The sequence below is a fragment of the Onishia taeanensis genome, from assembly GCF_003268885.1.
Lineage (GTDB): Bacteria > Pseudomonadota > Gammaproteobacteria > Pseudomonadales > Halomonadaceae > Onishia > Onishia taeanensis_A.
In genome coordinates, this window is the sequence record NZ_QLSX01000009.1 from 76,072 (window position 1) to 101,239 (window position 25,168).

Annotated in this window: 23 protein-coding genes; all 23 read right to left on the minus strand. The window is 61.6% G+C overall.

Going from position 1 to position 25,168, the window contains the following annotated elements; genetic code table 11:
• Positions 1–242: 242 nt before the first annotated feature.
• The 23 genes from trkI to BCL93_RS12805 all read right to left on the minus strand — a co-directional run bounded on the left by trkI (position 243) and on the right by BCL93_RS12805 (position 25,141).
• On the minus strand, positions 243–1,718 hold the full coding sequence (trkI, locus tag BCL93_RS12695; RefSeq protein ID WP_112055635.1) for a Trk system potassium transporter TrkI: 1,476 nt from the start codon (positions 1,716–1,718) through the stop codon (positions 243–245).
• A 221-nt stretch (positions 1,719–1,939) separates the two neighbouring features.
• Complete coding sequence (locus BCL93_RS12700; protein ID WP_258396518.1) at positions 1,940–3,181, minus strand: TrkH family potassium uptake protein; 1,242 nt, start codon at positions 3,179–3,181, stop codon at positions 1,940–1,942.
• 125 nt (positions 3,182–3,306) lie between these two features.
• A complete protein-coding gene (locus tag BCL93_RS12705; RefSeq protein WP_112055637.1) occupies positions 3,307–3,960 on the minus strand; it encodes a potassium channel family protein in 654 nt (217 codons plus the stop codon).
• Between the two features lie 243 nt (positions 3,961–4,203).
• Complete coding sequence (gene glmS / locus BCL93_RS12710) at positions 4,204–6,039, minus strand: glutamine--fructose-6-phosphate transaminase (isomerizing) (protein WP_112055638.1); 1,836 nt, start codon at positions 6,037–6,039, stop codon at positions 4,204–4,206.
• A gap of 144 nt (positions 6,040–6,183) precedes the next feature.
• Positions 6,184–7,554, minus strand: a complete 1,371-nt coding sequence (gene glmU, locus BCL93_RS12715) for a bifunctional UDP-N-acetylglucosamine diphosphorylase/glucosamine-1-phosphate N-acetyltransferase GlmU (RefSeq protein WP_181463095.1) — start codon at positions 7,552–7,554, stop codon at positions 6,184–6,186.
• Positions 7,551–8,660: an FAD:protein FMN transferase gene (locus BCL93_RS12720; RefSeq protein WP_112055639.1), complete on the minus strand. Its 1,110-nt coding sequence runs from the start codon at positions 8,658–8,660 to the stop codon at positions 7,551–7,553. Before BCL93_RS12720 ends, glmU begins: the two co-directional genes overlap by 4 nt.
• Before the next feature lie 10 nt (positions 8,661–8,670).
• Positions 8,671–9,468 carry an undecaprenyl-diphosphate phosphatase gene (locus BCL93_RS12725; protein ID WP_112055640.1) on the minus strand — a complete coding sequence of 266 codons (798 nt, stop codon included), beginning with the start codon at positions 9,466–9,468 and terminating at the stop codon, positions 8,671–8,673.
• Between the two features lie 254 nt (positions 9,469–9,722).
• Positions 9,723–11,096, minus strand: a complete 1,374-nt coding sequence (mgtE, locus tag BCL93_RS12730; RefSeq protein ID WP_112055641.1) for a magnesium transporter — start codon at positions 11,094–11,096, stop codon at positions 9,723–9,725.
• Between the two features lie 141 nt (positions 11,097–11,237).
• Positions 11,238–11,666 (minus strand): F0F1 ATP synthase subunit epsilon, encoded by a 429-nt coding sequence (locus BCL93_RS12735; protein WP_112055642.1) that lies wholly within the window; start codon positions 11,664–11,666, stop codon positions 11,238–11,240.
• A gap of 39 nt (positions 11,667–11,705) precedes the next feature.
• On the minus strand, positions 11,706–13,082 hold the full coding sequence (atpD, locus tag BCL93_RS12740; RefSeq protein ID WP_112055643.1) for a F0F1 ATP synthase subunit beta: 1,377 nt from the start codon (positions 13,080–13,082) through the stop codon (positions 11,706–11,708).
• An 81-nt stretch (positions 13,083–13,163) separates the two neighbouring features.
• Entirely contained in the window at positions 13,164–14,048 is an 885-nt protein-coding gene (gene atpG / locus BCL93_RS12745; RefSeq protein WP_112055644.1) for a F0F1 ATP synthase subunit gamma, read from the minus strand.
• Between the two features lie 76 nt (positions 14,049–14,124).
• Positions 14,125–15,669, minus strand: a complete 1,545-nt coding sequence (gene atpA / locus BCL93_RS12750; protein ID WP_112055645.1) for a F0F1 ATP synthase subunit alpha — start codon at positions 15,667–15,669, stop codon at positions 14,125–14,127.
• Between the two features lie 16 nt (positions 15,670–15,685).
• Positions 15,686–16,225 (minus strand): F0F1 ATP synthase subunit delta, encoded by a 540-nt coding sequence (locus tag BCL93_RS12755; protein ID WP_112055646.1) that lies wholly within the window; start codon positions 16,223–16,225, stop codon positions 15,686–15,688.
• An 11-nt stretch (positions 16,226–16,236) separates the two neighbouring features.
• Positions 16,237–16,707: a F0F1 ATP synthase subunit B gene (locus BCL93_RS12760; protein WP_112055647.1), complete on the minus strand. Its 471-nt coding sequence runs from the start codon at positions 16,705–16,707 to the stop codon at positions 16,237–16,239.
• Between the two features lie 64 nt (positions 16,708–16,771).
• Positions 16,772–17,020, minus strand: a complete 249-nt coding sequence (atpE, locus tag BCL93_RS12765; RefSeq protein ID WP_013334203.1) for a F0F1 ATP synthase subunit C — start codon at positions 17,018–17,020, stop codon at positions 16,772–16,774.
• A 65-nt stretch (positions 17,021–17,085) separates the two neighbouring features.
• Positions 17,086–17,949 carry a F0F1 ATP synthase subunit A gene (gene atpB / locus BCL93_RS12770; RefSeq protein WP_112055648.1) on the minus strand — a complete coding sequence of 288 codons (864 nt, stop codon included), beginning with the start codon at positions 17,947–17,949 and terminating at the stop codon, positions 17,086–17,088.
• Positions 17,950–17,963: 14 nt separating this feature from the next.
• On the minus strand, positions 17,964–18,350 hold the full coding sequence (locus BCL93_RS12775) for an ATP synthase subunit I (RefSeq protein WP_112055649.1): 387 nt from the start codon (positions 18,348–18,350) through the stop codon (positions 17,964–17,966).
• A 228-nt stretch (positions 18,351–18,578) separates the two neighbouring features.
• Positions 18,579–19,508 (minus strand): ParB/RepB/Spo0J family partition protein, encoded by a 930-nt coding sequence (locus BCL93_RS12780; RefSeq protein ID WP_112055650.1) that lies wholly within the window; start codon positions 19,506–19,508, stop codon positions 18,579–18,581.
• Between the two features lie 128 nt (positions 19,509–19,636).
• Complete coding sequence (locus BCL93_RS12785) at positions 19,637–20,407, minus strand: ParA family protein (protein WP_112055740.1); 771 nt, start codon at positions 20,405–20,407, stop codon at positions 19,637–19,639.
• 71 nt (positions 20,408–20,478) lie between these two features.
• On the minus strand, positions 20,479–21,135 hold the full coding sequence (gene rsmG, locus BCL93_RS12790; protein ID WP_112055651.1) for a 16S rRNA (guanine(527)-N(7))-methyltransferase RsmG: 657 nt from the start codon (positions 21,133–21,135) through the stop codon (positions 20,479–20,481).
• Complete coding sequence (mnmG, locus tag BCL93_RS12795) at positions 21,132–23,036, minus strand: tRNA uridine-5-carboxymethylaminomethyl(34) synthesis enzyme MnmG (RefSeq protein ID WP_112055652.1); 1,905 nt, start codon at positions 23,034–23,036, stop codon at positions 21,132–21,134. Before mnmG ends, rsmG begins: the two co-directional genes overlap by 4 nt.
• A 605-nt stretch (positions 23,037–23,641) precedes the next feature.
• The gene (locus BCL93_RS12800) at positions 23,642–24,415 is read right to left on the minus strand and encodes an amino acid ABC transporter ATP-binding protein (RefSeq protein ID WP_112055653.1); all 774 of its coding nucleotides are present in this window, start codon (positions 24,413–24,415) and stop codon (positions 23,642–23,644) included.
• A 54-nt stretch (positions 24,416–24,469) separates the two neighbouring features.
• Entirely contained in the window at positions 24,470–25,141 is a 672-nt protein-coding gene (locus BCL93_RS12805; protein ID WP_112055654.1) for an amino acid ABC transporter permease, read from the minus strand.
• Positions 25,142–25,168 lie beyond the last annotated feature (27 nt).

Genomic DNA, 25,168 nt, shown 5'->3' on the forward strand with positions numbered 1-25,168 from the left:
AACTTCCATGTGGAAATTGCCAGATAACCGTAAAAAATTCGTAAAAATGTATGGTCAGTGACGGGTCTGGGCATGCAGATGAAAGGTTCGCTTGCCCAAGGCGATTCCGATGATGGCGGGAGTGGTCGTGGCGTAGTTCTCGAAAGGAAGAAGCCCAGCAAGCATAGCCTGCTGGGCTTCGAGGTCAGGCTGACCATCTCATTAAGCCCGGACAAAGCCGGGCTATAGAACATCCTTGGCTGTCATTGACGCCAAAACATCGGCGTCAACAGCACCAGTACGGTGAGGATCTCCAGGCGCCCCATTAGCATGCCGATGCTTAGTAGCCACTTGGCGGCATCCGGGAGAGAGGCGAAGTTACCTGACGGGCCAATGATGTCGCCGAGTCCCGGCCCCACATTGGCCACCGCCGTAGCGGCGCCCGAGAGCGCCGTGAGGATGTCCAGCCCCATTAGGGATAGCCCGAGTGCCAGCCCGGCGATTGTCAGGAAGAAGAAAAACGAGAATGCCACTACCCCCCGCGTGACCTCATCGGTCAGCTTCTGGCCATTGTAGCGTGAGACAAACACGCCGCTTGAGTGGTTGAGAAAGCGCAGTTGACTGACCAGTAGCAGCATCGAGACTTGGAAGCGGAAGATTTTCATGCCTCCGGAGGTTGAGCCACTGCAGCCCCCGACAAAAGTGAGATAAAAGAAGGCCACCGTCGCCGCCGGGCCCCACAGCGTGTAGTCATCCGACGCATAGCCGCAGGTGGTGACCACGGAGATCACGTTGAAGACCACATGAGTGAGTGCCTCGAAGGGAGGGGTGCCCAGCCACATGCGCCACAGGGTCAGCAACAGGCATACCGTTGCCAGCAGGATCAGCAACCCCTGCACCTGCTGGTCCTGCCACAGCGACATCCGTGCCCCACGCAACACGCGTATATAGAGCACAAAGGGCAGGGCGCCCATCAACATGAACAGGGAGCCCAGCCACAGCAGCTGAGGTTGTTCTGCATAGGCTCCGAATGAGGCATCGGAATTGGCGAAGCCACCGGTTGCCAGTGAGGTCATGGCATGTACGATCGCATCCAGCGGTGCCATGCCTCCCAGCCAGTAGGACAACATGGCCAGTGAGGTGAATCCGATGTAGATCGACAGCGTGGCCTTGGCGATGCCGCCGGTGCGGGGCATGACCTTCTCCGACCAGTCGGAGGATTCGGTATGGAATAGCCGCATGCCCCCGACCTTCAGGAAGGGCAGAATGGCGATGCCCATGACGATGATCCCAACACCGCCCAACCACTGCATGATGCCCCGCCACAGCTTGAGACCGTCGGACAGGTTCTCGATGCCCTCGAGAATCGTCGAGCCGGTCGTTGTGATCGCAGACACGGACTCGAACACGGCATTGGTGAAGGATAGCTGAGGCGCCCCCAGCACCAGTGGTAGGCTGGAAAGTATACCGATACTCACCCAACTGAGCGTAGTGACAAGAAACATTTGCCAGGGCTTAAGGGCAATCTCGACGCGAAGGGTGGCTATAAAGCTGATAGCCACCAAAGCCAGCACGATACCGATGGACAAGCCGAAGGCCCACGCATCGGGCTCTTCCTCAATGATCAGGACCATCCAGGGCACCGCCATAAAGATAGCCAACACCAGCCAAAGTACGGAAAGTACCTTCAGGATCGGTGCCCACTTGAGCCACTGCTCCTTGATCCCGCTTGTGCGCATTAAGAACACCTCAACTCATTTATGATGCCGCCATCACGAGGCATCTCGTAATGTGCCATGGAATCACAGCTTGGCTTTTGGATCTGAGTGCAAAACCTAAAAATTTTATAAAGCCACGCCCATGAGCCCTGGCGTGGTTTCGCCCTTTGTACGATCACAGGAAAGCCTTGTAGGGGCTTTGTGATGCTGTGCGCCCCCCATGGAGTAGTCGCGTGTCACGTTCAACCAACGGGGAACCCGGTTGTCGCATATCGCACATGCGATTTGCGTCGCACGGTCAGTGTATAGCCAAGCGTGAGGGGACCCAGGCGACCAATCAGCATGACGGCCATTATCACCAGCTGCCCAGCAGTCTCGAGCTCACTGGTTGTGCCACGAGATAAGCCGACGGTTCCGAACGCAGACACCACTTCGAAAGCAATGTCCATGAAGTCGTCATCTACCAGAATCGTCAGCATCCACACGGCCATAAAAATCGTGGCCATTCCGATGGTCGTGGTCGCCAACGCTTTTAACAGTGCCTCCCGGCTCAGAGACCGTCCGAAGAAGTTAGTGCTCAGGCTCCCCTTGAGGAAGGAGCGCGTAGCGGTGATCAGGATGAAGAATGTCGAGATCTTTATTCCGCTAGCGGTTGAATTGGGGGCGCCGCCAATGAACATGAGAAGCAGCATCAATACAGATGTACCAGCCGTCAAAGCACCAATATCTAGTGTATTGAACCCGGCCGTTCTGGGTGTGACTCCCTGAAACCAAGCGGCCAACAACTTGTTGCCAAGTCCATCCAGCGCACCAAGCGTATTGGGGTTATTGAACTCCAGAACCAGGAGGGCCGCGACAGCAACAGCGTTGAGCACCAGTGTAGTAATGAGGATGACCTTTACGTAGACCGAAAGCTGGGTCCAGCGTCTTTTCTCCAGCACCTCCATGATGACGATATAGCCTAGGCCTCCGGTGATAAACAGTGCCGTGACCGAGAGGCTGATGCCTGGGTGGCTGACATAAGTGGATAAGCTGTCTGAGGAAAGAGCAAACCCCGCATTGTTGAAGGCAGAAATCGTGTAAAAGAGTGCTTGGTAAAGGCCTTCCTGCCAACCCATTTCGGGCACCATGAACGTGGCAAGTAACAGGATGCCGATGGCCTCAGTGACAAGCGCAAAGGAAGCAATGGATCTTCCCGCTCGCCTGGCGGTTTTGAGGGAGACTTCATTGAAGGCCTCCTGCGCCACGAGTTGGTGCTTGAGTCTCAACTTGAAACCGAGCGCCAGTGCCGTAAGCACAGCAAATGTCATCAGTCCCAGGCCCCCAAGCTGAATCAAGGAGAGTATGACCAGCTGTCCAAAGGTGGTGAACTGGCTGCCAGTGTCAACGACAACCAACCCCGTCACAGTTACCGCGGAGGTTGCCGTGAAAGCTGCCTCCATCCAGCTAATGGGCGCGACCGTAGCGATGGGCAGTTTCAGCAAGCATGTGCCCATCCCAATCAGTACGATGAATGCATGAAGCAGCAGGCGTGGCGGGTTGATGCTGCGCTTCCGATTTCGCCCCCTCCCCCTTTCCGGACGAGAAATCTTGTCAATCCTTATGTCGATCATAGGTTTTTGACTAGCTTTCTCAGTTCTTCCAGCCACCCGCCAAGCACCAGGCGGTCGCCTTCAAGCACTTTCCAGCTCTTATCCGGCGGTGCATGAATACTTTGATCTCGCTTCACCACAAGCGCATTGACGTTGACGCCCGCCACAATCTCACCAACAGTTTTTCCGATCAGGTCTTGCGTGGTCTGGAACTCGACAACAAAGTAATCATCATTGAGCCCCAGGTAGTCATGGACCATAGGGTAGTTGAGCTCTTGGGAAATTCGAACGCCCATCTCATGTTCCGGGGCAATGATGCGGTTAGCGCCGAGACGCTCCAAGATGCGATGATGTGCAACTGTCAGCGCCTTTGCCCATATTTTTTTTACGCCAAGCTCCTTGAGTTGAAGCGTTGCCAGCATGGTGGCTTCCACATTTCGCCCGATGGCCACCACAGCCACGTCATAATGTCCGGCATTGAGCTCTACGAGCGTGTTCTCGTCCGTCACGTCGGCAATGACAGCGTGTGTGATATCGTCCGCCAGCCGATCAACGCATTGCTCGTCACTATCAATGCCAAGCACATCGTGTCCCAGCTGGGTCAGCTCGCGCGCAATGGTGGTGCCAAAAATGCCCAAGCCAATAACAATGAACTGTTGCTTTTCTATCATATGGGGCCTTGACTCATTTTTTGGGGGCGGGGGGGGGGTACAGGCAAGACAGGAACAAACGCTGCAACAATAGGATGGTCACGAAAACTTGCAAGGGCCTTGGCCTTGGCCGTGTCCGTCCAGTGTCTGCGCGGGGGTGTCATTAGTGAATCAGCAACCCCATCGAACTCGTCCTGGCTTTAGGCACAAAGATCCGAGCTGCACTTGATCATTGAGGCCGGCCCTAGATCGGGTCGGATACCGTCACTCGACGGTCACCGACTTGGCGAGATTGCGCGGCTGATCGACGTCGGTGCCCTTGAGCACCGCCACGTGATAGGACAGCAGCTGCAGCGGCAGTGTGTAGAGGATCGGCGCCAGAGCCTCGTCGATGTGCGGCAGGCGAAGCACATGCAGGCCCTCGGCTTCCTCGAGGCCCACACTCTCATCGGCGAACACATAGAGCTCACCGCCCCGAGCACGCACTTCCTGCAGGTTCGACTTGAGCTTGTCGAGCAGGGCGTCGTTGGGGGCCACCGAAATCACCGGCATCTCGCTGTCGACCAGCGCCAGCGGGCCGTGCTTGAGCTCCCCGGCGGGATAGGCTTCGGCGTGGATATAGGAGATTTCCTTGAGCTTAAGCGCGCCTTCCAAGGCGATCGGGAAGTGGGCGCCACGGCCCAGGAAGAGCGCGTGATGCTTCTCGGCGAAGGCCGTGGATAACGCCTCGATCTCGCCGTCGAGCCCAAGCACGCGGCCCATCAAGGTGGGCAGGCCGCGCAGAGCCGTTACGATCTCGGCCTGGCGAGCCTCGTCCATGCCATTCACCTTGCCAAGACCCAGCGTCAGCAGCATCAGGGCGGCAAGCTGGGTCGTGAAGGCCTTGGTCGAGGCCACGCCGATCTCGGGGCCTGCCTGGGTCATCAGCGTCAGGTCAGATTCCCGCACCAAGGAGCTGCCGGGCACGTTGCAGATCGCAAGGCTTCCCAAATAGCTGAGCTCACGGGCGAAACGCAGCGCGGCCAGGGTGTCGGCGGTCTCGCCGGACTGTGACAGGGTCACGAACAGGCTGCCCTCGGGCACCACCACCCGGCGATAGCGAAATTCCGACGCCACCTCGACCTGAGTGGGCATGCCGGCGTACTGCTCGAGCCAGTAGCGCGCCACCAGACCCGCGTGATAGCTGGTGCCGCAGGCGACGATGTGCACCTGCTTGACCTTCGACAGCAGCGCCTCGGCGCCGTTGCCGAAGCTCTCGATCAGTGCGCTGCGCTCGCCCAGACGACCCTCGAGAGTTGCCGCAATCACCTGAGGCTGCTCGTAGATTTCCTTGAGCATGAAGTGGCGATACTCGCCCTTGCTAGCAGCACCATCGCCGTGCTCGAAGACCTGGATCGGGCGCTCGACGGGCTGCCCGGCGGCATCAAATATCTCGATGCTACCGCCGCGGCGCAGGCGGACCACATCGCCCTCCTGCAGATAGATGAAGCGGTCGGTGACCTGCAGCAACGCCAGCGGATCAGAGGCCAGGAAGGCCTCCTCGATGCCCACGCCGACCACCAGCGGGCTGCCCTTGCGGGCGCCGACCAGGGTACCGGGCTCGCCGCGGTGAACCACCCCCAGCGCATAGGCGCCGTCCAACGTCTCCAGCACGCGCTGCACCGATGCCAGCAGATCCTGACCGAGGGTGAACTCCCGGCCGACCAAGTGGGCAATGACTTCGGTGTCGGTCTGCGAGGTAAAAGCGTAGCCCTGCGCTTCGAGCTCGGCCTTGAGCACCTCGAAGTTCTCGATAATGCCGTTATGAACGACCGCCAAGCTGTCGCCGGACTGGTGCGGATGGGCATTGTGCTCGCTGGGCTTGCCGTGAGTCGCCCAGCGGGTATGGGCGATGCCCACGCTGCCGACCAGCGGTGAGGCATCGAGGCAGGCTTCGAGTGCCGCCACCTTGCCAGCGGCGCGCTGGCGTTCGAGGCGCCCCCCGGCCGTCAGTACGGCCATCCCGGCCGAGTCATAGCCCCGGTACTCGAGGCGCTTCAGGCCTTCGAGCAGGATGCCCTGTACGTTACGCTCGGCGACCGCTGCGACGATTCCACACATGCCGTTCTCCTCTCATGCTTACCGACGGCCGGACCGTCATGTCGAGCCGTCGAGTCGACCCCGGGCGGGCACCGTTTTAGCGTCTCGCGCCCCGGGTCGGATAAATTCACTTTAGCTGATGCGCCGTCAGTCCTTGAGGCTATTTCAGTCCTTGGCGCTCTTGGTCGGGCGCGGCCAGTCGGCCTTGCTGATCTGACGCGCCCGGGACACCGCCAGGGCGTTGTCAGCGACGTCCTTGCTGATGGTCGAGCCGGCACCGACGGTAGCACCCGCGCCGATGCTGACCGGTGCGACCAGGGCGGAATTGGAGCCGATGAAGGCGCCATCGCCGACCTCGGTGCGATGCTTGTTAACGCCATCGTAATTGCAGGTGATGGTGCCGGCGCCAACGTTCACGCCCTGACCCAGCCGCGCATCGCCGACATAGCTCAGGTGATTGATCTTGCTGCCTTCGCCGACCCGGGCGTTCTTGGTCTCGACGAAGTTGCCGACCTTGGCCTTGATGGCGAGCTGGGTGCCGGGGCGCAGCCGGGCGAAGGGGCCGATCTGGTTGTGGCCGGCGGCCACCGCCTGATCGATCACGCTGTGGGCTTCGACCACCGTCTCGGCGCCGAGGCGACTGTCGCGGATCACACAATAGGGACCGATGCGCACCCCCTCGCCAAGTTCCACGTCGCCTTCGAAGACGCAGCCGACGTCGATCTCGACGTCACGACCGCAGGTCAGCGTACCACGCACGTCGAGCCGCGACGGGTCGGCCAGGGCGACGCCTTCGGCCATCAGCCGCTCGGCAACGCTCTGTTGGAAAGCACGCTCCAGACGCGCCAGCTGCAGGCGGTTGTTGACCCCCTCCACCTCGACCGGCGTGGCCGGCTGGGCGGTGACGATCCCCACGCCTTCGGCGGCGGCCATGGCGATCACGTCGGTCAGATAATACTCGCCCTGCTGGTTGTCGGCGGATAGCTGCGGCAGCCAACGTTTCAGTTGGGCCGCGGTCATGGCCATGATGCCGGTATTGCATTCCTTGACCGCGCGCTCCGCTTCGCTGGCATCCTTGTGCTCGACGATGGCGACCACCTGGCCGTCTGCATCGCGCAGAATGCGGCCATAACCGTTGGGCTCCTCTAGGGTCACGCTGAGCAGCCCCATATGATCCTCGTCGACCCGGGCCAGCAGCTCGCTGAGGGTTTCACGGCGAATCAGCGGCACATCACCGTAGAGCACCAGGACCTTGTCATGGCCGAGCTGATCGAGGGTCTGGGCGACAGCGTGGCCAGTGCCTAGCTGCTCTTCCTGCACGGCGAAATGCACGCCGGCATCCCCAAGTGACTGGCGCATGTCATCACCGCCGTGACCGATCACCACATGCAGTTTGTCGGCGCCGAGGCCAGCCGCCGTATCGATCACATGACGCACCATCGGCTTGCCCGCCAGGGTGTGCAGGACCTTGGGCTTACGAGAGCGCATGCGCGTTCCCTGGCCAGCGGCGAGAATCACCACGTCGAGTGTCATCATGTCCCCTCGTTGTCTTGGTCCGAGTCTTGCGCCGGGTCCTGACCCGGCCGTGGAATACCTAGCTTGTCGAGCGTGGCATCGCCGACCCGCTCAGCGAACGCCGGGCTGACCCGACTGATCCAGCCCTCGCCATCGCGCTCGAGGGTCAGCACTGCAAGGCCTTCGCGGCGCGCCGCCTCAAGGGACGCCCGGGGGCCAAGCACGCTAAGCGCGGTCGCCCAGGCATCGGCGTTGGCGGTGGTCTCCCCCAGTACCGTCACCGACGCCAGCGCATGCTCGACCGGGCGCCCGGTGCGCGGATCGATGGTATGAGAGTAGCGCTTGCCGTCTTCTTCAAAATAGTTGCGATAGTCACCCGAAGTGGCCACCGACATGTCGGTCAGGGCGAGCACATACTGCGCTACCCGGCGGCGCTCGTCCGGCACCTCAACCCCGACCCGCCAGGGATCGCGGTCATCGTCTCGATGACCGCGCAGTACCAGTTCGCCGCCGATGTCGACCAGGAAGTTTTCGATCCCCTGCGCTTCAAGATAGTCGCCGACCTGATCGACGCCGTAGCCCTTGGCCACCCCCGAGAGATCAACATAAACATCGCTCAAGCGCCGAGCCCGACCAGCCTCGGTATCCAGTTCGACCTTGTCGGGACCGATCTGGGCCAGGCGCTCTTGGAGCTGACCCTCAGGTGGTATCTTCTCGGGGCGCGCTTCAGGACCGAAGCTCCACAGGTTCACCAGGCCCCCCACGGTGATATCGAAGGCGCCACCGCTTGCCTTGGAGACCTGCCGACTGATCTTGAGCACCTGCATGAGCTCGGGCGAGAGGCTCTGCCACTCGCCGACCGGCGAGCGATTGAAGGTGGAAAGCTCCGAATCCTCGCGATAAGTCGACATCGAGGCATCGACGGCCTCGAGCTCATCGAGAATCCCGGCTTCGATGTCGGCGACTTCGTCGCGTCTCATCGGCTTGGCCACAATCACCTGATAGTAAGTACCGAATATCTGGCCCTTGAGCGTAATTGGGGCCTCGCGGAGGGGCTCGCTACAACCGCTCAACGACACAATGAGCAGCAGCGCGGCAAGCGCGAACAGGGAAAGGCGTCGAGTCATGATCGCTGTCCTACCAGAGGAACCAAACCAGCCACAGCCCGAAGATCACGCGATAGATCACGAAGGGCTGCATGCCGATACGATGAATGAATGCCAGAAAATAATGGATGCACAGATAGGCGCTGATGCCCGACAGCAGGGTGCCACCGGCCAGCGCCGCCCAATCCACGGGCACGGGAGACTCGAGCAGATCGAGGGTCTTGAGACCGCCGGCCAGCACGATCACAGGAATCGACAGCAGGAAGGAGAAGCGCGCCGAGGCCTCGCGACTCAGCCCCAGCATCAGGGCCGCGGTCATGGTGATGCCCGAACGCGAGGTGCCCGGAATCAGCGCCAGCGCCTGGGCGAGGCCGATCAGCAGAGCTCCCTTCCAGGTCAGGTCAAACTCGTTGCGATTCCCGCGATGGCGAAGATCGGCCCAGCCCAGCACCAGTCCGAAGAAGGCCAGACTCGCCCCGATCACCAGGGCCGAGCGCAAGCTGGCCTCGACCAGGTCCTTGAAGGCAAGACCCGCTAGGCCGACCGGGATGGTGGCAAGGATCACCCACCAGGCGAGCCGCGAGTTCTCATCCTGGCCGCGTCCGGCAAGCGAGCCGCACCAACTGGTTATCATCTTGATCAGATCGCGACGGAAATACACTACCACCGCCGATAGGCTGCCGACGTGCAGCGCCACGTCGAAGGCCAGCCCCTGATCGGGCCAGTCGGTGAGGGCCGGGACCAGTACCAGATGAGCCGAACTCGAGACCGGCAAGAATTCAGAGATGCCCTGCACCAGGGCCAGAACGATGACCTGTAGCCAATCCATGCTGTTCACTTTCGTTGATTGGGTTAGCCCGCCAGACGCCCCTTGCGCCTGAGCTAAGTGGGGCTTGAGGATACACGTCAGGCTTTGTCTTGTCCTCGCCCCCGGCTCGGCTCATTTTCCTGAACCTTGTCTTGCCCCTAAACCTCGAGCTGGCCGGCCCGTTTGACCGAACCGTCGAGTCGGAGTGTCTAACCACGCCGCCCAGCTCAGTTGCCTAACCTCAGTCGTCGAGCCGAGCGGTTGATCTGAAATAGCTAGCCAAGCCCCAGCAGATGACTGGCGATGCCGAAGTAGATTACCACCCCGCAGGCATCGATTACCGTGGTCACTAGCGGCGCCGACGCCGTCGCCGGGTCCCAGCCGAGGCGGTCGAGCAGGAAAGGCAGACACATGCCGAGCAGGCTGCCGAACAGCACGATGGTAATCATGCTGATCGCCACCACCAGGGCCACCGCTTCGCCGCCGCGCATCACGCCAATCGGCGCCACGGCCAGTGCCATGGTCAGCCCCAGGGCCCCGGCCACCAGTAGCTCGCGGCCCATCAGCTTGCCCCAGTCGCGCACGCCGACATCGCCGGTGGCCATGCCACGTACCGTCAAGGTGGCGGCCTGGGCGCCGGCATTGCCGCCGCTGCCGATCAGCAGCGGTAGGAAGAACACCAGCGCCACCTGGGCGGCGATGGTGTCCTCGAAGAAGGCGATGCCGGCCCCCGAGAAGAGGTTGCCGAACACCAGCAGCACCAGCCAGACGATGCGCTTGCGATACAGCTTCAGCAGCGGCACTCGGCTGACGCCGGTCTCGAGCTGACCGATCGACATCCCCTTGTGGATATCTTCAGTGGCCTCGGCCTCGACGACGTCCAGGGCATCATCGTGGGTGACGATGCCCACCAGCCGGTCGGTATCATCGACTACCGGGACCGCCAACAGATCGTAGCGGGCCACCAGCTTGGCCACGTCTTCCTGCTCGGCGTCCACCCGGGTGTGGATAACGTCGCGAATCATCAGATCGGCCACCGCTGCGCCGGGGCGCGCCACCATCAGCTGACGCAGCGACAGGGTGCCGGTGAGCCGGCCGTCGTCATCGAGAACATAGATCTGGTAAACGGTCTCGGCATCCGGCGCCGTCTGGCGGACCCGCATCATCGCTTGGGAAACACTCAACCCAGCGGGGATGGCCACATAGTCGGCCGTCATCAGCGCCCCGGCGGTACCTTTCTCGTAGCTCGCCAGCAGCAGGACTTCCTCGCGTTCGTGACGCGCCATTCGCCGCAGCAGGGCCTCGCGGCGATCCTCGCCGACCAGATTGAAAAAATCGGCGCGCTCGTCCGACCCCATCTCCTCGAGCAGCTTGACCAATCGCTTGTCGGCCATGCCAGCGGCGAGCCGCTGCTGGGTCTCATCCTGCAGATAGCTGAAGACATTGCCGCTCCGCTCGAACGACAGCATCTCGAGCAGCGCAAGCGCCGTCTCCTCGTCATCGTCATCGTCGATGAACGTCTCGAGCAGCTCGGCCACATCCGCGGAGCGTCGCTTGCCAAGCAAGGCCTCGAGGGCGATCTGATCCTTCTGCGCAAGGGCGGTTTCGAGCAGCGCTTTGTCAGCCTGCAAGCTATCTGTCATTGCCATCGCATCCTCCTGACTCCGATGCTGTCTCTGGACAGCGGCCCAACGATACCTCGCCGGGTGTGACAAGACGGCCGGAGCCGACACAAAAACGCCCCTTGAACCGAGGGTCCAAGGGGCGTCGCGGACGGCTAAGGATAAGGCTTAGCCCTTGCCGGCCTTCTTGCGCAATTGCTGAATGGTCCGCAACTGGGCAACGGCCTCGGCGAGCTCGGAAGAAGCGCGCGTGTAATCAAGGTCGGCGTTGCTGTCGTTGAGTTCCTTCAGTGCATGCTGGCGGGCCTCTTCGGCAGCCGCCTCATCCAGATCGTCGGCGCGCACGGCAGTATCAGCAAGAATCGTTACTACCTCGGGCTGGACTTCGATGAAGCCGCCCGTGACGTAGTAATGATACTCCTGACCGCCGTCGTGAATGACCCGCACCGGTCCCGGCGACAGCTCGGAAAGCAGCGGGGTGTGACCCGGGAGAATCCCCAGGTCACCCATCACGCCTGCCGCAATCACCTGCTCGACGGCACCGGAAAAGATCGAAGCCTCGGCGCTGACGATCTCGCACTTGAAGCTTTTCGCCATAGCTATGTCCCCTCTGGGGCTCCCGTAGGGTGGACGACCTTACTTCATGGAGTTGGCTTTCTCGACCGCTTCGTCGATGGTACCAACCATGTAGAAGGCCTGCTCCGGCAGCTCGTCGTAATCGCCATTGAGGATGCCCTGGAAGCCACGGATGGTTTCCTTCAGGGACACGTATTTACCCGGCGCACCGGTAAACACCTCGGCCACGAAGAACGGCTGCGACAGGAAGCGCTGGATCTTACGCGCCCGGTTCACGGCCAGCTTGTCTTCATCAGACAGCTCGTCCATGCCCAGGATCGCGATGATGTCCTTGAGCTCCTTGTAGCGCTGCAGCACGCCCTGCACGCGGCGGGCCGTGTCGTAGTGCTCGTCACCCACGACCAGCGGATCGAGCTGGCGAGACGTGGAGTCGAGTGGATCGATGGCCGGATAGATACCCAGCTCGGCGATCGAACGAGCCAGTACCACGGTCGCATCAAGGTGCGAGAAGGTGGTCGCCGGTGACGGGTCGGTCAAGTCATCCGCGGGCACGTAGACGGCCTGCACGGACGTGATCGAGCCATCCTTGGTGGAGGTGATGCGCTCCTGCAGGACACCCATCTCCTCGGCCAGGGTCGGCTGATAGCCTACCGCCGACGGCATACGACCCAGCAGAGCAGACACCTCGGTGCCGGCCAGGGTGTAGCGGTAGATGTTGTCGACGAACAGCAGCACGTCACGGCCTTCATCGCGGAACTTCTCGGCGATGGTCAGGCCGGTCAGGGCCACGCGCAGGCGGTTCCCGGGCGGCTCGTTCATCTGACCGTAGACCAGCGATACCTTGTCGATAACGTTGGATTCGGTCATCTCATGATAGAAGTCGTTACCCTCACGGGTACGCTCGCCAACGCCTGCGAACACGGAATAACCGCTGTGCTCGGTGGCGATGTTGCGAATCAGCTCCATCATGTTGACGGTCTTGCCGACGCCGGCGCCGCCGAACAGGCCGACCTTGCCGCCCTTGGCGAACGGGCAGACCAGGTCGATGACCTTGATGCCGGTCTCGAGCAGTTCGCTGGTCGCTGCCTGATCCGCATAGCCCGGGGCCTTGCGGTGGATCGGCATGCGCTCTTGCTCGCCGATCGGTCCTGCTTCGTCGATCGGCTGACCGAGCACGTTCATGATACGGCCCAGGGTCTCCTTGCCGACCGGCACGGAGATGGCTGCACCGGTGTTCTCGACCTCGGTGCCCCGCTTGAGGCCTTCGGTGGAGCCCATGGCGATGGTGCGCACCACGCCGTCGCCCAGCTGCTGCTGGACCTCGAGTACGGTCTCGCTCTGCGAGACATTCAGCGCGTCGTAGACCTTGGGAACTGCGTCCCGCGGAAACTCTACGTCAATCACCGCGCCGATGATCTGTACGATACGTCCGCTCATCTTGGTTCCTCTTAGATACCTGCAAATGAAACCTGTGTGCCTGGGCGGCCGGTCGTCGAGCGACGGCCAGGCCCAGTGGCGCTATACGGCTGCCGCGCCGCCAACGATCTCGGAGATTTCCTGTGTAATCGCAGCCTGACGGGCCTTGTTGTACACCAGTTGAAGCTCGTCGATCAGGTCGCCGGCATTGTCGGTGGCACTCTTCATCGCGATCATCCGCGCCGCCTGTTCACAGGCGACGTTCTCGACCACGCCCTGATAGACCTGGGATTCGATGAAGCGCACCAGCAGCCGGTCCAGCAGCACCTTGGCATCCGGCTCATACAGGTAGTCCCAGTTTGCGGGACGGCTGTGTTCTTCGTCTTGCGAGTTGTCAGCCCCCATGTCGGGAGACAGCGGCAGCAGCTGCCGCACTGCCGGCTTCTGGGTCATGGTGTTCACGAACTGGTTGTGCACCACGTAGAGCCGGTCGAGCTGGCCCGCATCGTAGGCTTCCAGCATCACCTTGACGCTGCCGATCAGGTCTTCGATCTCGGGGGCTTCGCCCATACCACTGGTGGCCGACACCAGGCGTCCACCGTACTTGCGGAAGAAGCCGCTGGCCTTGGCGCCCAGCGCGCAGAAGTCGAGCTCGACGCCCTTGTCCTGCCACGCCTTGGCATCCTTGAGCACGGCCTTGAACAGGTTGGCGTTCAGGCCACCGCACAGGCCGCGGTCGGTGGAGACCACGATGTAGCCGACCCGCTTGACCTCGCGCTCGACCATGTAGTCATGGCGATACTCGGGGTTGGCGTTGGCGATGTGGCCAACGACATTGCGGATCTGGCGCGCATACGGCTGGCTGGCCGACATGCGCTCCTGGGCTTTACGCATTTTCGATGCAGCGACCATTTCCATGGCGCTGGTAATCTTCTGCGTATTCTTGATGCTCCCGATCTGGGTGCGTATCTCTTTTCCAGCTGCCATAGCGATCTACCTTTCGTTCGTGGCCCTCAGAACTATCCGTGGCCCGGCCGGGACACGCCCTGACCGGGCCGGGAAATCACCAGCTCTGAGTGGCCTTGAACCTCTCGAGACCGGCCTTGAGGCCTGACTTGATCTCGTCGTTGTAGTCGCCGCTGGCATTGATCGTGTCGAGCAGATCGCTGTGTTCGTCCTTCATGTAGGCATGCAGGGCATGCTCGAAGTCGAGCACCTTGCTCACGTCGACATCGTCCAGGAAGCCTTCGTTGGCGGCGTACAGGGACAGTGCCATCTCGGCCACGGACATCGGCGAGTACTGTTTCTGCTTCATCAGCTCGGTGACGCGCTGACCGTGCTCGAGCTGCTTGCGGGTCGCGTCGTCGAGGTCGGAAGCGAACTGCGAGAACGCCGCCAGCTCACGATACTGAGCCAGGGCCAGACGCACGCTGCCGCCGAGCTTCTTGACGATTTTGGTCTGGGCCGAGCCGCCGACACGGGATACCGACAGACCGGCGTTGATCGCCGGACGGATGCCCGAGTTGAACAGGTTGGTCTCGAGGAAGATCTGACCATCGGTGATGGAAATCACGTTGGTCGGAACGAACGCCGAGACGTCGCCGCCCTGGGTCTCGATGATCGGCAGCGCGGTCAGCGAACCGGTCTTGCCCTTGACTTCACCGTTGGTGAACTTCTCCACGTAGTCGGCATTGACGCGCGCGGCGCGCTCCAGCAGACGAGAGTGGAGATAGAAGACGTCACCCGGGAAGGCTTCACGACCCGGCGGACGACGCAGCAGCAGCGAGGTCTGGCGGTAGGCCACGGCCTGCTTGGACAGGTCGTCGTAGACGATCATGGCGTCTTCGCCACGGTCGCGGAAGTACTCGCCCATGGTGCAACCAGCGTAGGCGGCGAGGAACTGCATCGGGGCCGGGTCGGCTGCGCCGGCCGCCACCACGATGGTGTGTTCCATGGCACCGTGCTCTTCGAGCTTGCGCACCACGTTGGCAATGGTCGACTGCTTCTGACCGATCGCCACATAGACGCAGGTGATGCCCTTGCCTTTCTGGTTGATGATCGCGTCGATGGCGATCGCCGACTTACCAATCTGACGGTCGCCGATGATCAGCTCACGCTGACCGCGGCCGATCGGCACCATGGCGTCGATGGACTTGAGGCCGGTCTGGATCGGCTCGTCGACGGACTGACGGGTGATGACGCCCGGCGCGACCTTTTCTACCGCATCGGTCAGCTTGGCGTTGATGTCGCCCTTGCCGTCGATGGGGTTACCCAGTGCATCGACCACGCGGCCGATCAGCTCCGGGCCCACCGGCACCTCGAGGACGCGACCGGTACATTGAGCGGTCATGCCCTCTTCGAGCTGCTGATAGTCGCCGAGCACTACCGCGCCGACGCTATCCCGCTCGAGGTTCAGCGTCATACCGTAGATGCCGCCGGGGAACTCGATCATCTCGCCGAACATTGCGTCGGCCAGACCGTGGATCTTCACGATACCGTCAGACACGCTGACGATGGTGCCCTCGTTACGGGCTTCAGATGCGACATCCAGCTTTTCGATACGCTGCTTGATGATGTCGCTGATCTCGGAAGGATTCAGTTGCTGCATGCCATGTCCCTCAGACTCAGGCGGAAAGGGCCTCGTGGAGGCGATTCAGTCGACCGCGCACCGACCCGTCGATGACGGTGTCGCCGGCGCGCAGGATGACGCCTCCCAGGAGGGTGGAATCCACCTGAGTGGTAATGGAGATTTCGCGGTTCAGACGCTTGGCCAGTGCACTCGCGAGCGTTTCCTGCTGCGCGTCGTCCAGCGCAAAGGCAGAGACGATATTCACGTCCATGCGCTTTTCTTGCTGGGCCTTGAGCAGCTCGAACTTCTCGGCAATTGCCGGCAGCGCGGCCAGGCGTCCCTTGGAGCCGACCTGGCGCAGGAAATTGCCGACCTCGTCGTTCACGGCGTCGCCGCAAAGATCGAGGAGCAGGTCCGCTTTCTGGGTGCTGGTCAACTGAGGATTACTCAGTACCCGCTCACGCACATCGCCGTCTTGGGCGACCTGCGCAAGCGTTGCCAGCATGCCGGACCAGTCGTCGAGCGCCTTCTTGCCAAGCGCGTATTCGAAGGCCGCTTTAGCGTAAGGACGTGCGACGGTAGACATTTCCGCCATGGGTCACCTCCTCAAAGCTCTTTGGCGAGTTTGTCGACAAGTTCGCTGTGCTTCTTCTCGTCGATGGAGGATTCCAGGATGCGCTCCGCACCAGCAATGGCGAGGCGCGATACCTGCGCACGCAGCTCTTCCTTCGCGCGGTTCACTTCCTGCTCGATCTCGGACTTGGCAGAGGTGATCATGCGCTCGCCTTCTTGACGAGCCTGCTCACGTGCTTCCTCGATCATCTGGCTGGACCGCTTGTGGGCCTGGTCCAGGATTTCTGCTGCCTGTTCCTTGCTCTCACGCAGTGTCTCGTTGGCCTCTTCTTGGGCCACCTCGAGGTCGCGTGTCGCGCGGCTGGCAGCGTCCAGGCCATCGGCGATCTTCTTCTGGCGTTCCTGCAGAGCTTGCATGACCGGCGGCCAGACAAACTTCATGCAGAACCAGACGAAGACCGCAAAGGCAATGGCCTGGCCGATCAGGGTAAGGTTCAGATTCACGCCGGCACCTCTCGCGTCACAGGTTTGGGGTTAAGATCACGACGGGTCTTGAGACCGTCGCGATTTAACCGACAAACGGATTGGCGAAGGTGAAGAACAGCGCGATACCCACACCGATCATGGTCACGGCGTCCAGCAGGCCAGCGACGATGAACATTTTCACCTGCAGCATCGGAATCATTTCTGGCTGACGCGCGGCGCCTTCCAGGAACTTGCCGCCGAGGATACCGAAGCCGATAGCGGTGCCGAGGGCGCCCAGGCCGATCAGCAGGGACACAGCGATAGCGGTCATACCCAGAACTTGTGCTTCCATGGTTCTCTCCAGTTTTCAGTCAAGTGGTTAAGGGTTAAGGGGTTAAGGGTTATCGGTTGCGAAGCTTAGTGCTTCTCCACCGCCATGCTCAGATAGACGATGGTCAGCATCATGAAGATGAAGGCCTGCAGGGTGATGACCAGGATATGGAACACCGCCCAGGTGAAGTGCAGCGGCAGCTGCCACAGCCCGATCATGGCGACCAGGATGAAGATCAGCTCACCGGCATACATGTTGCCGAACAGACGTAGGCCGAGCGACACCGGCTTGGCCAGCAGGGTCACGGTCTCGAGCAAGAAGTTGACCGGCACGAACAGCGCCTGGACCAGCTTGTTGGGCGAATTGAACGGATGCAGCGTCAGTTCACCGATAAAGCCGCTAAAGCCCTTCTCGCGAATGGTGTAGAAGATGATCAGGCCGAAGACGGACAGCGACATGCCCAGCGTGGCGTTGATGTCGGTGGTCGGCACGACCTTGAAGTAAACGTGCGCCGGGTCGGCACCAAACATTACCCCGATCTTCTGAGCGAGCATCGGCAGGATGTCCACCGGCACCAGGTCCATCAGGTTCATCAAGAAGACCCAACAGAAGATGGTCAGCGACAGCGGTGCAATCAGCTGGCTCTTGCCGTGGAAGGTGTCCTTCACCGAGTTATCGACGAATTCGACCATCAGCTCGACGAAGTTCTGCAGCCCGGAGGGTACCCCGGTGGTCGCCGCCTTACCTGCCTTGCGGAACAGCCACAGGAACAGCACCCCCAGGCCGATCGACCAGCCGAGCGTGTCAAGGTGAATCGCCCAGAACCCCATGTCGGACGCTTCCTGAGCGGAATGCGCCATCGACCAACCGTTTTCCGGGTGATTCCCGAAGGTCAGGTTCTGCAGGTGGTGCTGGATGTACTCCGTAGGAGTCTGGTTGTTGCCTGCCATACTCTGCCTCGATTTCAGGTGTGCGACGGTCGACGTAAAAGCCAGGGACCCAGCCAATGCACCAACAGCGTCGCCACGTAAGCGCCAAAGAAGAAAGCGGGATTTGAGGGAGGCACTGCCAAGAACACCAGCGTGAACAATGCCACCGTCAAACCAAACTTGCCGGCTTCTGCTCGATAGAAGCCCTTGACGATGTCTTGAGTATGTCTCGCCCCCTGGTAACGAAAGGCGCGCCAGACGAAATAGGCATTGGGCAACAGTGCCACTGCGCTTCCGGTCAGCGCCGATACCCCGCCGCCGATCCCGGCGGCCAGCATCCCGAGGGCGCTGGCCACGGCCAACATGAGACTCTGTGCCACGAGCAGGCGCGCAATGGGTGGTCGCTTGAGCTTGGCTGCCACCGGTAATCCCCTGCCTCGCGTCGTCTCACGCTATCGTCTGTCCGTTTCTGCCGCTAAAACTCACGACAAACTCCGGCGCGATTATAGGGAAGGCCCTTGGCGGCTTCAACCAAAGCTATCGCGATTTTGTACGATATTGCTTCAGTAGAGGACCAATAGCCCGCTAAACGTCGACAAATCACGTTAGCTTGCTAAAAGAAGCCAAGACGAATGTAGGGGGAATTCAGCCTACCTGATATGGCCAAGGATGCCGTCCAGCTCGTCGAGGCTGGTATAGCGAATGGTCAAGCGCCCCTTGCCGCTGCGGCCGTGCTGGATCTTCACCGGGGCACCCAGCAGCTCACCGAGCTGATTCTCGAGGCGCACCACATCGGTCGAGCGGGGCTGGCTGTCGGGCTTGGCCGGTGTGCCTTCAAGCAACTGCTTCACCAGGGCTTCGGTGGCGCGCACCGTCAGGTCCTTGTCGACCACCTCGTGAGCTGCCTTGCGCTGCGCGGCCCCAGACAGCGCCAGCAGGGCACGGGCATGACCCATGTCCAGATCGCCGCGCTCGAGCAGGGTCTGCACTTCCGGGTCCAGCGACAGCAGGCGCATCAGGTTGGCGACCTGGGCCCTAGACTTGCCCACGGCATCGGCGACCTGCTGCTGGGTCAGCTCGAATTCGTCCTGCAGGCGCTTGAGGGCCATCGCCTCCTCAACCGGATTGAGGTTCTCGCGCTGGATGTTCTCGATGACCGCCAGCGCCAGGGCGACCTGGTCGCTGACCTCGCGAATGACCGCGGGGATGACGTCGAGCTCGGCCAGCTGGGCGGCACGCCAGCGCCGCTCACCGGCGATGATCTCGTAGCGGTTGGTATCGATCGGGCGCACCACGATGGGCTGCATGACCCCCTGGGAGCGGATCGAGTCGGCCAGTTCCTCAAGCGCCTCGGGCTGGATATCGCGGCGCGGCTGGTACTTGCCGCGGGTCAGCTGTCCGAGCGGCAGGCGTTCGAGTCGTTCCTGATCCTGCGGGACGAGATCTTCCGCGGCATCGATCGGCACCATGACCTCGCCGTCGGCAGCGTCAAGATTCTCATCGGGCTGAAGAGAACGATGGCGGGAACCGGCACCGATCAGGGCATCCAGGCCTCGTCCCAGGGCTCGCTTACGCGTCATCTGGCAATCCTCGAAATCGATCCAACATTACAGTCCCCCGCGCAGCCAGCATTGGCCACTCGGGCGCGGTGTCACGCCCATGCATTACTGCCACTTAGCTGACATTACGGTCTTGTCCGTTCAGGCGGCTAGATCAGCTGACGACGAATCAGCTCCTTGGCCAGCACCCGATAGGCCTGGCTGCCGCGGGAGAAGCGGGCATATTTGGTCACCGGCAGACCGTGGCTCGGGGCCTCGGCGACCCGCACGTTGCGGGGGATGGTGGTCTTGAGCAGGCCATCGCCGAAGTAGTCCATCAGCTGCTTGCTGACATCCCGGGTCAGGCTGTTACGTGCATCGAACATGGTGCGCACGATACCCAGCACCTCAAGGCTCGGATTGACGCTCGCCTGCAGCTGCTCGACGGTATCGAGGAGCGCCGAGAGCCCCTCGAGGGCATAGAACTCGCACTGCAGCGGAATCAGCACGCCGTGGGCGGCGGTCAGGGCGTTGACGGTGAGCATGTTGAGCGAGGGTGGGCTGTCGATCAGCACCACGTCATATGCGCTCGCCACGCTCTGGATGGCGTTATGCAGGCAGCGCTCGCGACCCTGTTCGCGGTCGAGCAACGCCACCTCGGCGGCGGTCAGGTCACCGTTGCCGGGCAACAGCGCATAGCCGGCGACGGGGCAATCCAGGATCACCTCGGAGGCCCGCTTGTCGCCAAGCAGCACGTCCAGGACGCTGCCGTCGAGTTCATGCTTGTCGACGCCGCTGCCCATGGTGGCATGGCCCTGAGGGTCGAGGTCGACCAGCAGCACGCGGCGGTCGAGCGCCGCCAGGCTGGCGGCGAGATTGACGGCCGTGGTGGTCTTGCCCACCCCGCCCTTCTGGTTGGTCAAGGCGATGATCTTGGTCACGAGCGGCATCCTTCCTGGGTCCGGCTCCCTGAAAACCGGGGCAGCCTTGGTGGTCGCATTGCAGCGCTGTCTCAGTCAGTACGGCGAGCCAGCGTCAGCAGGTGGCGCGCGCCTTCCTCGCCGGGCACGGCCAGGGCGCGTCGCTCGACGAGGGTCACCCCGTCAGGCAGGGCGGCCAACTCTTCGTCGCTGGCCTTGCCCTTCATGGCCAACCATTCTCCGTTCTCGGCCAGCAGCGGGGCAGTCAAGCCGATGAAGTCCTCGAGACTGGCGAAAGCCCGGGAGATCACCTGATCGAAGGGCGTGGCCTCGAAGGACTCGACCCTCGCCTGGCTGGGCGTGACGTTGGCAAGGCCCAGCTCGAATACCGCCTGGCGCTGGAAGCGGACCTTCTTGCCGTTACTGTCGAGCAGCGTGACCTGAAGCGCCGGCTTGAGAATCGCCAGCACCAGCCCCGGCAGCCCCGGGCCGGCGCCGACATCGAGCAGTCGCGGGCCATGCACATGGTCAAGCACCGAGGCGCTGTCGATCAGGTGTTTGGTGACCATCTCATCGAGCGAGCGTACCGCGGTGAGGTTATAGGCGCGATTCCACTTGTGCAACAACGCCAGCAGGCCCAGCAGACGCTCGCGCTGGCCGGCATCGGGCGAAATGTCGAGGGCCGCGAGACCGGCATCCAGTCGGTCCGCCACGGCCTCGGGTACTGCGTTGACCAGGGTCTGATTCATGCGCTCACCGCCTGACTGTCATCCAGCAGGCGGCGCTTCTTCAGGTGGATCAGCAGGATCGACACCGCCGCCGGCGTCACCCCGGAGATACGCCCAGCATGAGCCAGGGTCTCTGGGCGAGCGGCTTCGAGCTTCTGGCGGATCTCATGGGAGAGTCCCTCGACGCGCTGATAGTCCAGGTCGGCGGGCAGCGGCGTCGCCTCGTGGCGCTTGAGCTTGTCAATTTCTTCCTGCTGGCGATCGATGTAGCCCTGGTACTTGGTCTGGATCTGCACCTGCTCGGCCACCGCAGGATCCTCGACCGGCTCGCCGGCTACTCCGGGAAGCCCGGCGACATCAGCGTACTCGAGTTCGGGCCGGCGCAGCAGCTCGGTGAGGCTGTACTCGCGGGTCAACGGCTTCTCGACTTTTGCCTGGAGCGAGGCAGCGGCATCACTGCCCGGCTGCACGAAGCTGGTCTTGAGGCGGGTGGCCTCTTGCTCGATGGCCTCACGCTTGGTGGTGAAGGCTTCCCAACGGGCGTCATCCACCAGCCCCAGTTCGCGACCGATCTCGGTCAGGCGCAGGTCCGCGTTGTCTTCACGCAGCAGCAGGCGGTACTCGGCCCGCGAGGTGAACATGCGATAGGGCTCCTGCGTTCCCAGAGTAATCAGATCGTCGACCAGCACCCCGAGATAGGCCTGATCCCGGCGCGGCGACCAGCCATCGAGCCCTTGCGCGCGGCGTGCGGCATTGAGGCCCGCCAGCAGCCCTTGGGCGCCGGCTTCCTCGTAGCCGGTGGTGCCGTTGATCTGGCCGGCGAAGTACAGGTTGTGGACGAACTTGGTTTCCAGGGTGTGCTTCAGATCGCGGGGATCGAAGAAATCGTACTCGATGGCGTAACCCGGGCGCGTGATGTGCGCGTTTTCCAGGCCCTTGATCGAGCGCACCACCTCGAGCTGCACGTCGAAGGGCAGCGAGGTGGAAATCCCGTTGGGATAGAGTTCGTGAGTCTCCAGGCCCTCAGGCTCGATGAAGATCTGGTGGCTCGACTTGTCGGCGAAGCGATGCACCTTGTCCTCGATGGACGGGCAGTAACGCGGGCCGACCCCTTCGATGGAACCGGAATACATCGGCGACCGATCGAGGTTGGCGAAGATGATCTCGTGAGTGCGCTCATTGGTGTGCGCGATGTGACAGCTGACCTGGTCGGGATGCATCTCCCGGTTGCCAAGATACGACATCACTGGCACCGGGCTGTCGCCGGGTTGCTCTTCGAGATCGGTGAAGTCGACGGTACGCGCATCGATGCGCGGCGGTGTGCCGGTCTTCAGGCGCGCCACATTGAACGGCAGCGCCCGCAGGCGCTCTGCCAGGGCATTGGACGGTGCATCGCCGGCGCGACCGCCGCGGCTCTGGTTGAGGCCGATATGGATCACGCCGCCGAGGAAGGTCCCGGTGCACAGCACCACGCTCTCGCCGAGGAAGCGAATACCGGTCTCGGTGACCGCGCCGCGCACGGTGTCGCCATCGACGATCAGATCGCCGGCCGCCTGCTGGAAAATGGTCAGATTGGGCTGGTTTTCCAGCATGCCGCGAATCGCCGCCTTGTAGCGAACCCGGTCGGCCTGGGCGCGAGTGGCACGCACGGCGGGACCCTTGCGGGCATTGAGCCGGCGAAACTGGATGCCGCCAAGGTCGGTGGCCAACGCCATGGCGCCGCCGAGCGCATCGATCTCCTTGACCAGATGACTCTTGCCGATCCCGCCGATGGCCGGATTGCAGGACATCTGGCCCAGCGTCTCGATGTTGTGGGTCAGCAGCAGGGTCTTGGCACCCATGCGAGCAGAGGCCAGAGCGGCTTCGGTTCCCGCATGGCCTCCGCCGATGACGATGACGTCAAAACGGTCGGGGTAATCCACGTTGCACCTCGAATGGCGCCGATGGCGCCGTGTCCATAACCGTCGTCGACCGACGGGGTGAGAAATCAGCGGCACAGTATAAACCTCCTGTGGGTAACCGTCAGGGGTTTTCCACACCCGGATTCCGAGCCAGCCGCTTTTGAGAAGGGTTCTATATAAAATACAGATTAAATAAGAAAGAAGTTCTGTTGTAGTAGTAACTACTGGTGTGGACACTTTCTGTGGAAAAACAAAATATCCTTATGTTTATCATCTATTTAAAATGTTGACCGATCGTGTGAAAAACGGCGGAGGGCGTGCGTACAGCTTGTCGTGAGCCTGTGGACGAAAGAGCGCTTTGTCCACAGTCACAAATGACCCAAGGTTATCCACCGAGCCTAGTCTTGGTTGTTACCGTAGCGGTCAACATGCGAGACCGATATCCGCGAAGACGCTGATGCCGGCGGTTGTGGAAGGATTTGAGGCCTGTGTGAAAAAAACTTGTCCACAGCCAAAAAAAAGGGCCTGTCGAGAAGTCGACAGGCCCTATGAGGTGCCACTATCAAGTCTTTTGCAGCCGTACCTGAGCGATTGCCAGGAAATTGGCAATGCGTTAAATCCGACGATCAGTGCTTGAGAACGCGTCCCAGGAAGCTCTGGGTGCGTTCATTCTGCGGATTGTCGAACACGTCTTCCGGCTTGCCCTGCTCGACGATCTGACCCTGGTGGATATAGATCACGCGGTCGGCCACTTCGCGGGCAAAGCCCATTTCGTGGGTCACGATCATCATCGTCATGCCGGCCTTGGCCAGCTCGCGCATGGCATCCAGCACCTCGCCGATCATCTCCGGGTCCAGGGCCGAGGTGGGCTCGTCGAAGAGCATCAGCCGCGGTTCCATGGCCAGCGCCCTCGCTAGCGCCACGCGCTGTTGTTGGCCGCCTGATAGCTGACCTGGCAGCTTGTCGGCCTGGTCGGCTATGTTGACCTGTTCAAGCAGCCTGTCGGCGTTTTGGGTGGCCTCTGTCTTGCTGGTGCCACGGACCTTGATCGGTGCCAGGGTGACGTTGTCGCGCACGCTAAGATGCGGAAAGAGATTGAACTGCTGGAAGACCATACCGACCTCGGTGCGGATGGTCTGCAGCGACTTGCTGCTCTTGCCGTTTGGCAGCAGCTCGTTGCCGTCGACCTCGATATGGCCGTGTTGGAATTCCTCGAGGCCGTTGATGCAGCGGATCAGGGTGGATTTGCCAGAGCCGCTGGCCCCGATGATTACCACCACCTCGCCGTGAGTGACCGAAAGCTCGATGTCCTGCAGTACATGCAGGCTGCCGAAGAACTTGTTGACCTTCTCCATGCGCACGATCAGCTCGGCGCCGGGCTCTGTCTTGATATCTGTCATGATCGGTTCCCTCGTTGTACCGATGTGCCTTGTACCGATGCGCGTGTACCGGCGTTATTGACCTACCAGTCCCTTGCGCTCGAGCAGGCGCAGGGCCAGCGAGAGGCTTAGGGTGATCGCGAGATACAGCATGGCGACCATCAGGTAGACCTCCAGGGCACTGAAGGTGGTGGCGATGTAGATCTGACCCTGGCGGACCAGCTCCCCGACGCCAATCACCGAGAACAGCGAGGTATCCTTGATGCTGATGATGCCCTGGTTGCCAAGCGAGGGGATCATGCGGCGAAAGGCCTGAGGCCAGATCACGTAGCGGAAGGATTGGGTGCGCGATAAGCCAAGTGACAGGCTGGCTTCTCGCTGGCCGCGTTCGATGGACTGCACGCCACCGCGTACGATTTCCGAGATATAGGCACCGGAGTTGACCGCAATGGCCGCGATGCCGGCCACCAGCGCATTGACCGGGCCGCCGATGATCTGCGGCAGGCCATAGAAGATGAAGAGCACCTGTACCAGCACTGGCGTGCCGCGGAAGATCTCGATATAGGCGATGGCTGGAATGCGCAGCCAAGCGACCGGGCTGATGCGTAAAAGGCCAAACAGGATGCCGATCAGAAAGCCGATGGCGAGACCACCGAATGAGATCAGCAGGGTGTAGGGAATCCCCGTCAGCAAGTAGGGAATCGAGGATATGGCGGCCTGCCAGTCGAATTGAAAGGTGACGTCCACGAGGGATCTCCCGTCCAGAAGCTTCGT